This window comes from Corynebacterium sp. AOP40-4SA-5, assembly GCF_052377355.1.
Taxonomy (GTDB): domain Bacteria; phylum Actinomycetota; class Actinomycetes; order Mycobacteriales; family Mycobacteriaceae; genus Corynebacterium.
Genome location: NZ_JBQSWS010000008.1, coordinates 44,905 through 57,673 on the forward strand (window position 1 = coordinate 44,905; position 12,769 = coordinate 57,673).

The following is a 12,769-nucleotide window of genomic DNA, read 5'->3' on the forward strand; positions in this document are numbered from 1 at the left end:
TTCCATTAGAGTTGTCGTATGGAACACACTGCGAAGCACGACATCAAGCCCCGTTCCCGTGACGTGACCGACGGCCTGGAGAAGACCGCCGCGCGAGGCATGCTCCGCGCGGTGGGTATGGGAGACGACGACTGGGACAAGCCGCAGATCGGCGTCGCCAGCTCCTGGAACGAGATCACCCCCTGCAATCTCACCCTCAAGAAGCTCGCCGGCTTCGCCAAGGAAGGCGTGCACGCCGCCGGCGGCTACCCCCTGGAGTTCGGCACGATCTCCGTGTCCGACGGCATCTCCATGGGGCACGAGGGCATGCACTACTCGCTGGTGTCACGCGAGGTCATCACCGACTCCGTGGAGACGGTCATGTCCGCCGAACGCCTCGACGGCTCCATCGTGATGGCCGGCTGCGACAAGTCCATCCCCGGCATGCTCATGGCGGCGGCCCGCCTGAACCTGTCCTCGGTGTTCCTCTACAACGGCTCGACGATGCCGGGGCAGGCACGCCTGAGCGACGGTACGGAGAAGGAGGTCACCCTCATCGACGCCTTCGAGGCCGTCGGCGCCTGCCGCGCGGGCAAGATGTCCGAGGAAGACGTGGGAATCATCGAACGCGCCGTGTGCCCCGGCGAGGGTGCCTGCGGCGGCATGTACACCGCCAACACCATGGCCTCGGCCGCCGAGGCGATGGGCATGAGCCTGCCGGGCTCCGCCGCCCCGCCGGCGATCCACCGCAACCGCACCGAGTACGCCCGGCAGTCCGGCAAGGCCGTGGTCGGGCTGCTGGAGAAGGGGATCACCACCCGCGACATCATCACCCGCGAGTCACTGCTCAACGCCGTGGCCGTGGTCATGGCACTCGGCGGCTCGACCAACGCGGTGCTGCACCTGATGGCCATCGCCCACGAGGCGGAGGTCGACCTGAAGCTGCAGGACTTCAATGACGTCGGCGACCGCGTGCCGCACTTCGGCGACCTCAAGCCGTTCGGACGCTACGTGATGAACGACGTCTTCAAGGTCGGCGGCATCCCCGTGGTCATGCGCGCCCTGCTGGACGCCGGACTCATCGACGGCAGCTGCCTGACGGTTACAGGCCGCACGGTGGCGGAGAACCTCGCCGAGATCAACCCGCCGGACCCCGACGGCAAGATCCTGCGCAGCCTGGACGAGCCGCTGCACGCCACCGGCGGGCTGAGCATCCTGCGCGGCTCCCTGGCCCCGGAGGGTGCGGTGGTCAAGACCGCCGGCTTCGACGCCGAGGTCTTCGAGGGCACCGCCCGGGTGTTCAACCAGGAGAAGCCGGCGATGGACGCCGTGCTCAACGGCGAGCTGAAGAAGGGCGACGTGGTGGTCATCCGCTACGAGGGGCCCAAGGGCGGCCCCGGCATGCGCGAGATGCTGGCGATCACCGGCGCGATCAAGGGTGCCGGCATCGGGAAGGACGTGCTGCTGATCACCGACGGGCGCTTCTCCGGCGGCTCGACAGGCCTGGTCATCGGGCACGTCGCCCCGGAGGCCGTGGACGGTGGGCCGATCGCCTTCGTCGAGGACGGTGACCCGATCCGGGTGGACATCCCCTCGCGCAGCATCGACCTGCTCGTCGACGAGGAGACCCTGGCCCAGCGTGCCGAGGGGTGGACCCCGCCGCCGAACCCGCGGCTGCACGGGGTGCTGGGCAAGTTCGCCAAGCTGGTGCAGTCCGCCTCGCTGGGAGCGGTGACGAACGTGTGAGACCGGGTTCGATAGGGTACTTACCATGTCGAACGAAATGTCCCGCGTGGCGCGCGCCGTCATCTCCACCGTCGACGGGACACCCCCGGCGCCGCGTCAGCGCCGCCGGGCGCCCTACGACGTCGCCAAGAGTCTGCTGCTGGGGCTGTTCTGGGTACAGAACATCCGGGTGCGCATCGAGGGGGCGGCCAATATCCCGCTGACCGGCGGGGTGGTCCTGACACCCAACCACCGGGCCTACTACGACATGCTCCCGGTACACGGCCCGATGGTGGTGCGCGGGGACCGCAAGCCGCACGCCCTGCTGAAGAAGGAGGCCTTCGCCAACCGGTGGATCACGAAGCTCTTCGTCGAACTCGGCGGCATCCCGGTGGACCGCACGCCCGGCAAGGGCGGACAGTCGCTCACGGAGGCGGCGGACGCCCTGGCCCGGGGTGAGGTCGTGGCGGTCTTCCTGCAGGGCACCATCCGTCACGAGGAGGAGATCGGCGAGCTGAAGACCGGCGCGGTACGGATGGCCGCGCAGTCCGGTGCCGTGATCGTGCCGGTGGGCTGCTCGGGAACACAGAAACTCTGGACCAGGGGGCAGCGGCCCCGGCTCGGCGGACGCCGGGTGACGGTGCACGTGGTCGTCGGTGAACCCTTCACCGCCAGCGGGGACGTGGGGGAGGACAACCGGGAGCTGCAGGAGCGGATGCAGCAGGTCAAGGACAGGGCAGACAGGGCGGACCAGGCGGACAGGAGCTATTCCGGCAGGTAGTCGTTCGTGGTGGCCGCCGCACCGTCCACCAGTGTGTCCAGCAGGCCGTTGTCGCGCAACCAGTCGGCGTAGTCCGCCCAGGTCTGCGGGTCCTGCACACCGAAGGTGGTGTCGCCGTCACTGTTGCCCTCGCGCAGGATGTCCACGGTGGCGTCGACCATCTTGGCCAGCAGGTCCGGGTCGTATGCCCCCTGGGTCACCGGGGTCATGGCGTCGACCGCCAGGTCGGGGTCCTGCAGGGCGGCGTCGTGTCCGGCGGCGGTGCCGGCGAGGAACCGCCGGACGCGGTCGGCGTAGTCGGCGTCCTGCGCCAGGCGCGTGGGGTTGGCGATGATCACCAGCTCCGCGGAGGAGGGGATGCCCATCTCCGTGGCGCTGAGCGTGGTGATGTCGGTGCGTTCGGCCAGTTCCACACCCTCGATGTTGGGGTAGGCGCCGAAGATGGCGTCGACCTGGTCGCTGAGCAGTGCCTGGTTCAGGTTCTGCTGCACGTTCGGGGTGGTGATCGTGGAGCCGTCGAAGCCGGCCTTCTCGGCGATGAAGTCCAGCGAGGCGGTCTGCGAGGGCGAGCCGGAGGTCGCCACCGTCTTGCCCTCCAGGTCCGCCGGGGTGGTGATGCCGGAGGACTTCTTGGTGATCAGTGAGTTCAACGGGGTGGGGATCAGGGCGCCGACGTTGATCACGTCCAGGCCCTCGGCGCGGGCGAGGATGGTCGAGGTCTCGTAGCTGACGGCCAGGTCGGAGCGTCCCAGGGAGACGTCCTTCGCCGCGTCGGCGGTGTTGCCGGGCAGCAGGAACTCCACGTCCAGGTCCCGGTCCTCGTAGGCGCCGGTGTGCTCGGCGGTGTAGAGGGCCAGGTGGTCGGGGTTGGGGTTCCAGTCCAGCAGCACACGGGTCTGGTCTGCGGAGTCGGAGGCGTCCCCGCCGGATGAGCAGGCGGCGAGCGAGAGCACCGTGGCGGCGGTGACGATCACGGCGGCGGGACGGGAGAGCAGCTTGGAGGGGGTCATCGTGAGCCTTTCGGTGCCCAGGGGCAGCAGAGTCGTTCCAGCAGGGTGGCGGTGAGCAGGAGGAGGGCGGACATGAGGGTGAGGACCACGACCAGGGCGAACACGTAGTCGGTCTGCAGCCGGGGGATGGCCTGCATCAGCAGGTAGCCGATGCCGTCGGAGGAGCCGGTGTACTCGGAGAACACCGCGGCGACCGGAGCGTAGGTCACCGCGACGCGCAGCCCGGCGAAGCCGGCGGGCAGGGCGGAGGGGAAGCGCAGCCGCCAGAACACCGAGACGCGGGTGCCGTGCATGCTGCGCATCGTGTCCACCAGCCGGTCGTCCACCCCGCGGATGCCGGCGAGCAGGTTCATGGCGACGGGGAAGAAGCACACCAGCGCCACCACGATCACCTTCGGCAGCATGCCGTAGCCCAGGGCGATGGTGAGGATCGGGCCGAGAACGATCGTGGGGATCGCCTGCGAGGCGATGAGCAGCGGGGTGAACGCCCGGCCGATGACCGGCAGGTACCCGGCGGCGACGGTGACCAGCAGGGCCACGGCCACCCCGGCACCGATACCGAGCAGGGTCTCCGACACCGTCAGCCACGTCGCGGAGGCCAGCCGGTCGGCCCAGTTGACCTGCAGGGCGGTGAACACCGCCCCCGGTGACGGCAGGACGTAGTCCTCCACCCGGTCACCGGCGGTGGCCCAGAGCCACGCCAGTGCCACGAGGACGACGGTGACCACCGGCGGCAGCACGGTGGTGGTGAATCTGCGGACCATCACGCACCCCCGGCGAGTTCGCGCAGCAGCGCCGAGCGGGCGGCGGCGAACCCCGGGTCGGCCAGGACGTCCTCCCGGGCGCGTCCGCGCCGGCGGTCGAACCAGCCCTCGCGGCTGCGTCCGGCAGGCTCCACGCTCCCGTCGGCCACGAGCACCACGCGGTGGGAGAGCAGCAGGGCCTCGTCCACGTCGTGGGTGACCATGACCATGGTGGTGTCGGTGGTGCTGAGCACCCCGTGCAGCCAGTCCTGGATCTCGGCGCGGGTGATCGCGTCCAGGGCCCCGAGCGGCTCATCGGCCAGCAGCACCGGCTTGTCCGCCAGCAGCGCGCGGGCCAGGGCGGCACGCTGGCGCATCCCGCCGCTGAGCTGGTCGGGACGGTGCCGGGCATGGTGCTCCAGCCCGCACCACGCCAGGGTCTCGGTGGCGCGTTCCCGGGCGGCACGGCGTCCCACGCCCCGGTTGCGCAGCGGGACGGCGACGTTGTCGCGCACGCTGAACCACGGCAGCAGGCTGTCGCCCTGCGGCATCAGCGCACAGTGGGCCAGCCGGGCGTCCGCACCGGAGCCGTCGCGCACGCGCACCGTGCCGCGGGCGGGTTCGAGCAGGCCGGCGACGAGATGCAGCAGGGTGGACTTCCCGCAGCCGGAGCGGCCGATGACGGCGACATGCTCCCCGGCAGGGACGGTGAGGTGCACGTCCGTGAGGACGGCGGGTGAATTCGGGTAGGCGACGTCGACATGGTCGAGCGCCACCGCCGGGACTTCCGGCATGGGACATTCCTCCGCTCATGTGAATGAGTTCAGGTTCAGCGGGTGTGATCTCAGGCCCTGCGTGCAGGGACACCCCGTGTCTGTTGATCTGTGTTCAGTTGGTGACAACATCATAGGCTATCGGTACAACGACCCCGGTGTCCGCCCGAACGACGAACGGAACGCGGTGATGAACGCACTGGGGGAGGAGTAGCCGCATGCGGCGGCGACCTGCGTCACCGGGGCCCCGTCGGCCAGCAGGAGAGTGGCGCGGTGCAGCCGCACCTGATGACGCCACGTGGTGAACCCCATCCCGCACTCCGCCCGGAACAACCGCGACAGGGTGCGTTCGCTCGCCCCCACCCGGCGTCCCAGCGCCGCCAGAGGGAGGGTGGCCGACAGGTCCTCCTCGACGACGCGCTGCACGTCGCGCAGGCGTGGGTCGTGCACCGTGGGCAGCATCGTCGGCGGGGCGTCCGTGGCGACCAGCTGGTCGGTGAGCACGCCGAGGAGGCGGTGCTGCGCGGCGGTGACCGGTGCACCGGCGTCGGCGCAGGCCACGGCGAGCTCCCGGAACAGCGGGGTCGCCGGGACCAGGAAGGGCAGAGGGGGTGTGCCGGGGAACTCCGGCACCCCGACCAGGTGCACCGTGGCGCTGCCGTGCACCGTCCAGCTGTGGACCGTGCCGGACGGGACGAACACGGCCCGCACCGACGGTGTGAACCACGTGCCCTCCGGGACGAGGACCTCCAGCACCCCGGAACTGGCGTACACGATCTGGTGGGTGTCGTGGGAGTGCGGGGTCACGTCGGAGCCCGGGCCGAGGCGACGGGTCTCGGTGGGCGCGGTGGCGACGTGGCGGATTCCTGACATTGGTCGTCAGTCTAGTGAAAGCGCGCCGGGTACGGGGTCTGCGACGGTGGACCCCATGACCCCGCACGCCGCCAGTACCGCCGCCAGCCCCGCCGCCAGACGCAGCGTCCGCCTGCTGTCCTACTCCCACGCCACGGTCGACTTCTACCAGGGCGCGGTCGCCGCCCTCGTCTCCTTCCTCGTGCTGGAACGCGGCTACGGCTACGCCGCGGCGGCCGGGGTGGTGCTGGCGTCCTCCCTGGCGTCGTCGGTGGTCCAGCCGCTGTTCGGCGTGCTCGGCGACCGCTGGCGCATGCGCTGGCTGATCCCGGTGAGCATCGCCGTCGCCGGGGCCGGCATCGCCGCGGTGGCGGTCTCGGAGGCGTTGTGGGTGACCGTGCTGGTCGCCGCGGTGTCCGGCGTCGGGGTGGCCGCCTACCACCCGGCCGCGGCGGGACGCGCCCGGCAGATCAGTGGCAACGACCACGTGGTGATGTCCTGGTTCTCCCTCGGCGGCAACCTCGGTTTCGCCGTGGCGCCGGTGGTCGTCGCCGCCACGGTCGGTGTGCTGGGCCTTCGCGCCAGCCCGCTGCTCGCCGTGCCCGCGGTGACCGGGATCGTCGCGGCCGTGTGGGCCGGGCGCGTGCACGCCGCGCAGGACGCACCGGCCGGTGCGTCCGGTACGGCTGGTGCGTCCGCGCTGCCGGAGGACTGGGGGAGTTTCCTGCGCACCACCGTGGCGATCATGTGCCGCTCGGTGGTCTTCGTGGGCATCGGCTCGTTCATCGTGCTGTTCATGCACGAGTACCGGGGCGTGGGGGACGCTCTGGCCTCTGCCTCCCTGTTCGTGTTCTACCTCGGTGGCGCCGTCGGCACCGCGCTCGGCGGCCACCTCGCCCGGCGGTGGCCGCGCACCATGGTGCTGCGGGCGTCCTACCTGGTGGCCACGTCCGTGATCGCGGGCATGCTGCTGATCCCGGGGCCCGTCGCGTGGATCTTCATCGCGCTGACCTCCGTGGTGCTCTACGTGCCGTTCTCCCTGCACGTCACACTCGGGCAGGACTACCTGCCGCGGCACCCCGGCACCGCCAGCGGTGTGACGCTCGGCCTGGCGGTCTCGGTCGGCGGGGTGGCGTCGCCGGTGATCGGCGCGGCCGCCGACACCGTGGGTCTGGAGGTTGCGCTGCTGCCGCTCATCGCCCTGCCGCTGCTCGCCGCCGCGGTGCTGACCGGGGTGCGCGACCCCTCACGAGAACACCGACAGGGCGAAGACCAGGAAGAGCATCAGGTGCGCCGCCCCGTGGATCGCCGTGACCCGGCGGCCGGTGAAGCTCGCCACTGACAACAGCAGCGTGACCGCCAGCAGCACCAGGTTGGTGGGGGACTCGAAGAGCACCACGTGCTGCCCGGTGGCCATGCCGATGACCAGCACCGCCGGGATCGTGAGCCCCACCGTGGACACCAGGGCGCCGTGGCACAGGTTGCTGACCCGCTGGATCTCCCCGGCGTAGGCGGCGCGCACCGCGGTGATCGTCTCCGGCAGGAAGACGACCATGGCGATGAGCACGCCGGACAACGCCACGGGAGCGCCGGCGCGGGCCAGGCCCTCGTCCAGCAGCGTGGCCATGTCGTGGGAGAGCAGCACGATGGGCAGGACGGTGAGCAGCAGGACGACCGAGCGGGCGATGATCTCCGGGCGGTGCCCGGCGCCGTCGGCGCGCGGCGCCGGGGCGTCCTGCGTGGTTTTCTGCGTGGTTGTTTCGGCGGTGACCTCCCGGAAGTCGGCGGCCTGCGCGCCGGTCTGGCGGTACAGGAAGTAGGCGTAGAGCACCACGGTGAGCAGTGCGATGGTCACCGCCTGGACGGAGGTGTAGGAGCCGTCCGACCCGATCAGGCCCGGCATCACGAAGGCCATCGTGGACAGCACCACGAGCAGGGCGAGGTAGGACGAGGTGCCCGTCCGGTTGGGGGTGAGGTCGCCGTGGCGTGTGCCGCCGACGAGCAGGGCCACGCCGACGACGAGGTTGAGGATGATCATCGACACCGCCATCACCGAGTCGCGGGCGATGGTGGTGTGTTCGCCGGGGCCGAGCATCACCGCTGAGATCAGGATGACCTCGATGACCACGATCGACAGGGTCAGCACGAGGGTGCCGTAGGGGTCGCCGAGGCGGTGGGCGAGGTGTTCGGCCTGGGCGACCACGCCGAAGGCGCAGACGACGATCACGCCGACGAGGCCGACGAGGACGGCGGTGAGTGCCGGGGTCGACAGGTCGCCGTCGAGGACGGGGCCGGCGAGGAGGGTGGCCAGGAAGGTCCCCCAGCCGAGGACGAGACGCGCGACGACGGACGTTGTGAGGGTCTCGCGCAGGGCGGATGCACTGGTCATGATCATGTACCCGGAAATTTCCGCGGGGCCGTCCCTGCTCATGCGGTGTGCCGACGGGTCGTCCCGCCGGAGTTCATGTTCGTGGCCATGGTAGCACCGGTGCGGCAGTGTGGGTGGGGGTGTCCGTCTCCGGTCAGAACGGCAGGAACACCAGCAGCCAGGCCAGCGCGGGGCCGATGAGGACGACCACCCCGGAGTACACGAGCATCTGGCGGAAGAAGCGGTCGCGGTGGGCGGAGTCCACGTTGGCCAGCACCATCGCACCGTTCGTGGAGAACGGGGAGACGTCCACCACGGTGGCGGCGATGGCGATGGCGGCGGCGGTGCCCGCGATCGGCAGGTCGCCGCTGACCAGGAACGGCGCGGCCATGGTGATGGCGATGCCGATCGTGGCGATCGACGACGCCAGCGCCGACACGATGCCCGAGAGGTAGCACAGCAGGAGCAGCCCGATCAGCGGGGCGCCGAGGGAGGACACCGCGTCGGAGATCACGTCGACAGTGCCGGCGGCCTCCAGCACCTCGATGTAGGTGATCATGCCGCCGACCAGCACGATCGTGGACCAGGAGACGTTCGCCAGGGCCGTGTGCGACGCCGCCGGCTTCAGGATCGCCAGGCAGCCGCCGATGACCAGGGACACCACACCGATGTTCAGGCCGAAGATGCCGGCGCCGAGGACCAGCGCGGCCAGACCGACCATGGTCACCACCTGGTACCAGCCGACGCGGGTGTGACGGCGCGTCGTCTGGTCCGTCCGGTCGGTCCCGCCCGTACCGCCCTCCTCGTCGGCCCTGACGAGCTCGAGGTCCGCGCGTGCCCGTGCGCCGAAGAGCTGGCGTCCGCCGAGGAAGAGGTACACGATGCACCCCATCAGCACGTTGAACCCCAGTGCCATGAGGAACAGCGTCCACTGGTGGTTGCCGAGGTCGTTGCTGCGCAGGAAGTCGTTGACGTAGATGCCGTAGACACTCAGCGGGGAGAGCAGCCCCGCCATGCCGCCGTGCACGACCATCATGCCCATCATCAGCTGGTTGATGCGGTAGCGGCGGGCGAAGGGGATGGCCAGCGGGGAGATCACGCCGATGGCGAAGATCGCGCCGATCGACATGAACGCGCCGGTCAGGGCGAAGAAGATCCAGGGCATCACCGCCCGGTTGCCGCGCACGGCCTTCATCGCCCAGTCGAGGATGATGTCGATCGTCCCGTTCTGCTGGGCGAACCCGAAGAGGTACGTCAGGCCCATCAGCGCGATCATCAGGTCCACCGGGAACCCGGCGAAGACCTGGTCGAACACCCCGTCGGCGCCGCCGCCTTCGCCTTCGCCGTCGCCGAAACCGGGTACCGCCAGGCCGACGATGAATGCACCGACCAGTCCGAGGATGCCGAGGTTGACGTTGCGTAGCGTGCCGATGAGGAAGATCAGCACCAGGACGGTGATCGTCAGGACGTGCGGGCTCACGGGACTCCTTGGCGGGTGGCGACGGGTGGATAACCGGGGTCATGGTACTCCGCTTGGTGAAGCTAACGTTCTCGGGACCGACGCTGGCGCGGGGGTGGGCTTCGGGTCATTCCGCCCCGCGGATACGTTTGCCCCGGTAACCTGCTTATTCATGACGTTGCCCTCCGCGGGAAGGCCCGCGCACCCCTCATCTCTCCTCCCCATACGATCCACCAGACTGGCCGCCGTGCTCACCGCCGGCGCCCTCGCCGCCGTCGGTACGGTCGCGGTCCTGCCACCGGTGGTGGCGGACGCAGCGGAACGTCCTGCGCCGTCCGGCTGCGAGGCGTACGTCCCGCAGGACGCCGCTGAGTCGTCCACCAGCAGCGGTTCCGGGAGCCTCGGTAGCTCCGGCGCCGGGACGTCGCTACCGCAGGACGCCACCGGCGCCCTGGAGTGCCAGGTCCCGTCCCCGTCGATGGGCCGCGAGTTCTCCGTGATCGTGCGCCCCGCGCACACCGAGCAGAACCCCAAGGTCGCCCTGTTCCTGGACGGCGCGGACTCCGGCGAGGTCAACGGCTGGGTCGACAAGGCCGGTGCGCTCGACCACCTGGCGGAGGAGGACAAGACCCTCGTCTTCCCGGTCACCGATCCGTGGACCTGGTCGCAGAACTGGGACGAGGACGCCCCCGGCGACGCCGACGACGCTAAGTTCGAGACCTTCCTCGTCGACGAACTCCCGGATTACCTCGAGAACTCCTTCGACGTGCCGGACGGCGGGCGGGGGACCACCGGTGTGGTCGGGCTGAGCGCCGGGGCCTACGCCACGATGAACATCGCCTCGAAGCATCCCGAGCAGTACAACTCCGTCTACGCGCTCAGCGGAATCTACGACCCTCAGTCGCCGGGAGGACGCTTCGCCATCGACACCAGCGCCACCCGCCTCAGTGACCGCGGCCGGGCTCCCTGGACGTCCGAGGCCAGCCGTGCGGCGAACAACCCGACCCTCAACCTGGACAATCTCACCATGCCGGTGCTGGTCAACGTGTCCACCGGCATCGTGCACCCCGAGGAGCTGCGGAGTGAGAATCCGTCGGCCGCGATGTTCCTCGGCGGGCCAGTGGAGACGGGGACGTTCGTGATGACCGGGCAGCTCCAGGCCGAGACCGTGCGCCGGGGACTGGACAACTTCGAGTTCCGCTACGACATCTTCGGCGGTCACACCTGGCCCACGTGGCGGCGTGCGGCCTTCGACAAGGGCACGATCTGGACGTTCCTCGACAGGATCTGACGGGGAGGGTCGCCGGGGGACGTCAGCACGGGATCCAGTAGCGGCGTTTGGGTACGCTGTCGCCGGGTTTGGTGCGGAGGTCCTAAAGAACTCCTCCGTTGGCCTCGATGACGGCGGCCGATCCGGCGTTGTCGTCGTCGCACGTGAGTAGTGCCCGGTGAATGTCATGGTCGGCGAGTCGGGCCAGGGACTGGCGCAAGATTTCGGTGGCGTAGCCCCGACGTCGGAAATCCGGTGCCACGGCATATCCGATGTGACCGTCGTAGTTCAGCAGGTTCTCGGTGAGGCCGTAGCGGATGGAGGAACGACCTACGAGGGTGGGCTCGGCAGCAATCCCGGTCTCGGCTCCGTGTACTTCTGCGAGGAGGAAGTCTGCGGGGAGCCAACCTGGGGGAAGCTTGTCGCCCCGGTGCTGACACCGGACGCTCTCGAGGAAGTCCGCCCAGTCGGAACGGACGGCACCTGTTTCATCGGCCGGGCCTGCCGAGGCAGCGTTGGGGCTGAGTTGTCCTGCGCCGGCGAGGAAGTCGAAACTCTCGGTGGAGCAGGTGGCGTTCAACTCACGCACGCGGGCTTCATCGGTGGAGACGGGCAGGCGGAGCGTGAGTGGCATGGTGACCAGTGTATTGACGTTGTTGTCGAGCCCTGTCAGGGAGCGACGTTCTGGGCCCGGTTCGCGGCGACGTCGTTCTGGGTGAACTGCCCCTTGCGTCCCCACAGGAACCACAGTGCCGCGCCGAGCAGCGGGAAGGCGAGGATCAGCAGGAACCAGACCGCCTTGCCGCCGCCGGCGAGTACGTCGCTGGTGACGACGCTGACGAGTGCGGCGATGATGAAGGCCAGCAGGGCCAGGGCGATGACGCCGAGGACGACGAGTAGTGCGATGGCCCAGCCATCGGACAGGCTTCCGTCGGAGTTGGTGACCGCGGCGAGTGTGTACTGCATTGTTTTCCTCCAGAGGTGGTGGGGATGTATTGCCACCATGATGCCGCTGGGGAGGAGGTCTCGTCGTCAGACCACGGGATGATTCACGGTATGACTCACGGGAGTCGGGACGCCTCGATGAGGTGCCGGCTGGAGTACGCGGTGAACGGACGGCCCGCGCGCATGCCGGCGTCCAACTCCCGCAAGGCATCGGCGTAGCGCTCCACCGAGAAGTCCGGCACCCACCACACGCACTTGCGCAGCAGCCACACCACGGCACCGACGTCGAAGAACTGCATCCGGCAGCGGGCCGTCTCCAGGCGTCGGACGCTCAGGCCGGACGCCTCGGCGGCGGCGACCTCCCCGTCCGGCCCGTGCGGGTCCCGCGCCGCGCGTTCCACCGGATGCGGACCGAGGAAGTACTCGATGAGTTCGAAGCCGGACGCCGGACCCACGTGCTGCGCGAGGTAGCGTCCGCTGGGCTTGAGCACCCGGTGGATCTCCGACCAGTCCGGGGACACCGGGTGCCGGGAACTGACCAGGTCGAAGGACCGGTCGGGGAAGGGGAGCCGTTGCGCCCCGTGCGTCCCGACGACCTCCACGCCCCGGGGACCGAGCCGCTCGCGGGCGCGGTCCGCGTTCGGCGGCCAGGACTCCGTCACCGACATGCGACGTGGCAGGACGCGGGCCTCGTCGACCACCTCACCGCCGCCGGTGTCGATGTCCAGGGCGGCGGCACCGGGATTCTGCGCCAGGGTCCCCAACCGCGCGGACAGCAGGCCGGCGTACCCCCAGGGCGGGCGCTCCTCGGTGGCCCTGCCATCGAGCCAGGAAAAACCCAACCGTCCACGTCGGCGGCCCCGG

The 12,769-nt window shown here is 69.9% G+C and carries 13 protein-coding genes; 4 read left to right on the plus strand and 9 right to left on the minus strand.

Features of this window, described 5'->3' with window-relative positions; all coding sequences use genetic code 11:
• Positions 1-18: 18 nt before the first annotated feature.
• Together ilvD and ACT3S3_RS06675 are read left to right on the plus strand one after the other, a co-directional pair.
• Positions 19-1,725 carry a dihydroxy-acid dehydratase gene (ilvD, locus tag ACT3S3_RS06670; protein ID WP_301441889.1) on the plus strand — a complete coding sequence of 569 codons (1,707 nt, stop codon included), beginning with the start codon at positions 19-21 and terminating at the stop codon, positions 1,723-1,725.
• A gap of 25 nt (positions 1,726-1,750) precedes the next feature.
• Positions 1,751-2,485, plus strand: a complete 735-nt coding sequence (locus ACT3S3_RS06675; RefSeq protein WP_301441888.1) for a lysophospholipid acyltransferase family protein — start codon at positions 1,751-1,753, stop codon at positions 2,483-2,485.
• Here the strand turns inward: ACT3S3_RS06675 and ACT3S3_RS06680 are convergent.
• The 4 genes from ACT3S3_RS06680 to ACT3S3_RS06695 form a co-directional block, all read right to left on the minus strand.
• Positions 2,470-3,495 carry an ABC transporter substrate-binding protein gene (locus ACT3S3_RS06680; RefSeq protein ID WP_301441887.1) on the minus strand — a complete coding sequence of 342 codons (1,026 nt, stop codon included), beginning with the start codon at positions 3,493-3,495 and terminating at the stop codon, positions 2,470-2,472. The two genes, ACT3S3_RS06675 and ACT3S3_RS06680, sit on opposite strands and share 16 nt — an antisense overlap.
• Positions 3,492-4,259: an ABC transporter permease gene (locus ACT3S3_RS06685; protein ID WP_301441886.1), complete on the minus strand. Its 768-nt coding sequence runs from the start codon at positions 4,257-4,259 to the stop codon at positions 3,492-3,494. Before ACT3S3_RS06685 ends, ACT3S3_RS06680 begins: the two co-directional genes overlap by 4 nt.
• The gene (locus tag ACT3S3_RS06690) at positions 4,259-5,032 is read right to left on the minus strand and encodes an ABC transporter ATP-binding protein (protein WP_444626457.1); all 774 of its coding nucleotides are present in this window, start codon (positions 5,030-5,032) and stop codon (positions 4,259-4,261) included. The genes ACT3S3_RS06685 and ACT3S3_RS06690 overlap by 1 nt, the downstream gene beginning before the upstream one ends.
• Positions 5,033-5,149: 117 nt before the next feature.
• Positions 5,150-5,884, minus strand: a complete 735-nt coding sequence (locus tag ACT3S3_RS06695; RefSeq protein ID WP_301441884.1) for an AraC family transcriptional regulator — start codon at positions 5,882-5,884, stop codon at positions 5,150-5,152.
• A 55-nt stretch (positions 5,885-5,939) separates the two neighbouring features.
• On the opposite strand from ACT3S3_RS06695, the gene ACT3S3_RS06700 reads away from it, so the two are divergent.
• Positions 5,940-7,205, plus strand: coding sequence for an MFS transporter (locus tag ACT3S3_RS06700; protein ID WP_444626458.1), 1,266 nt, complete (start codon positions 5,940-5,942; stop codon positions 7,203-7,205).
• Here ACT3S3_RS06700 and ACT3S3_RS06705 read toward each other — a convergent pair.
• Both ACT3S3_RS06705 and ACT3S3_RS06710 read right to left on the minus strand, forming a co-directional pair.
• Positions 7,110-8,252, minus strand: coding sequence for a calcium:proton antiporter (locus tag ACT3S3_RS06705; protein WP_441582464.1), 1,143 nt, complete (start codon positions 8,250-8,252; stop codon positions 7,110-7,112). The genes ACT3S3_RS06700 and ACT3S3_RS06705 overlap by 96 nt on opposite strands.
• A 133-nt stretch (positions 8,253-8,385) precedes the next feature.
• Positions 8,386-9,711, minus strand: a complete 1,326-nt coding sequence (locus tag ACT3S3_RS06710; protein WP_301441881.1) for an SLC13 family permease — start codon at positions 9,709-9,711, stop codon at positions 8,386-8,388.
• Between the two features lie 226 nt (positions 9,712-9,937).
• Between ACT3S3_RS06710 and ACT3S3_RS06715 the strand changes: the two genes are divergently transcribed.
• The gene (locus ACT3S3_RS06715; protein ID WP_444626460.1) at positions 9,938-10,981 is read left to right on the plus strand and encodes an alpha/beta hydrolase; all 1,044 of its coding nucleotides are present in this window, start codon (positions 9,938-9,940) and stop codon (positions 10,979-10,981) included.
• An 82-nt stretch (positions 10,982-11,063) separates the two neighbouring features.
• Here ACT3S3_RS06715 and ACT3S3_RS06720 read toward each other — a convergent pair whose 3' ends face one another.
• From ACT3S3_RS06720 to ACT3S3_RS06730, 3 genes are all read right to left on the minus strand, one after another.
• The gene (locus ACT3S3_RS06720) at positions 11,064-11,594 is read right to left on the minus strand and encodes a GNAT family N-acetyltransferase (protein WP_301441879.1); all 531 of its coding nucleotides are present in this window, start codon (positions 11,592-11,594) and stop codon (positions 11,064-11,066) included.
• A gap of 35 nt (positions 11,595-11,629) precedes the next feature.
• Positions 11,630-11,926, minus strand: a complete 297-nt coding sequence (locus ACT3S3_RS06725; protein WP_301441878.1) for a PLD nuclease N-terminal domain-containing protein — start codon at positions 11,924-11,926, stop codon at positions 11,630-11,632.
• A 95-nt stretch (positions 11,927-12,021) separates the two neighbouring features.
• The gene (locus ACT3S3_RS06730; RefSeq protein ID WP_444626463.1) at positions 12,022-12,747 is read right to left on the minus strand and encodes a class I SAM-dependent methyltransferase; all 726 of its coding nucleotides are present in this window, start codon (positions 12,745-12,747) and stop codon (positions 12,022-12,024) included.
• Between the last annotated feature and the right edge of the window lie 22 nt (positions 12,748-12,769).

What these genes read in the sequence shown, in the direction of transcription:
- ilvD (WP_301441889.1), top strand. Translation starts at nt 19, where the DNA reads ATGGAACACACTGCGAAGCACGACATCAAGCCCCGTTCCCGTGACGTG.
- ACT3S3_RS06675 (WP_301441888.1), top strand. Translation starts at nt 1,751, where the DNA reads ATGTCGAACGAAATGTCCCGCGTGGCGCGCGCCGTCATCTCCACCGTC.
- ACT3S3_RS06680 (WP_301441887.1), bottom strand. Translation starts at nt 3,495, where the DNA reads ATGACCCCCTCCAAGCTGCTCTCCCGTCCCGCCGCCGTGATCGTCACC.
- ACT3S3_RS06685 (WP_301441886.1), bottom strand. Translation starts at nt 4,259, where the DNA reads ATGGTCCGCAGATTCACCACCACCGTGCTGCCGCCGGTGGTCACCGTC.
- ACT3S3_RS06690 (WP_444626457.1), bottom strand. Translation starts at nt 5,032, where the DNA reads ATGCCGGAAGTCCCGGCGGTGGCGCTCGACCATGTCGACGTCGCCTAC.
- ACT3S3_RS06695 (WP_301441884.1), bottom strand. Translation starts at nt 5,884, where the DNA reads ATGTCAGGAATCCGCCACGTCGCCACCGCGCCCACCGAGACCCGTCGC.
- ACT3S3_RS06700 (WP_444626458.1), top strand. Translation starts at nt 5,940, where the DNA reads ATGACCCCGCACGCCGCCAGTACCGCCGCCAGCCCCGCCGCCAGACGC.
- ACT3S3_RS06705 (WP_441582464.1), bottom strand. Translation starts at nt 8,252, where the DNA reads ATGACCAGTGCATCCGCCCTGCGCGAGACCCTCACAACGTCCGTCGTC.
- ACT3S3_RS06720 (WP_301441879.1), bottom strand. Translation starts at nt 11,594, where the DNA reads ATGCCACTCACGCTCCGCCTGCCCGTCTCCACCGATGAAGCCCGCGTG.
- ACT3S3_RS06725 (WP_301441878.1), bottom strand. Translation starts at nt 11,926, where the DNA reads ATGCAGTACACACTCGCCGCGGTCACCAACTCCGACGGAAGCCTGTCC.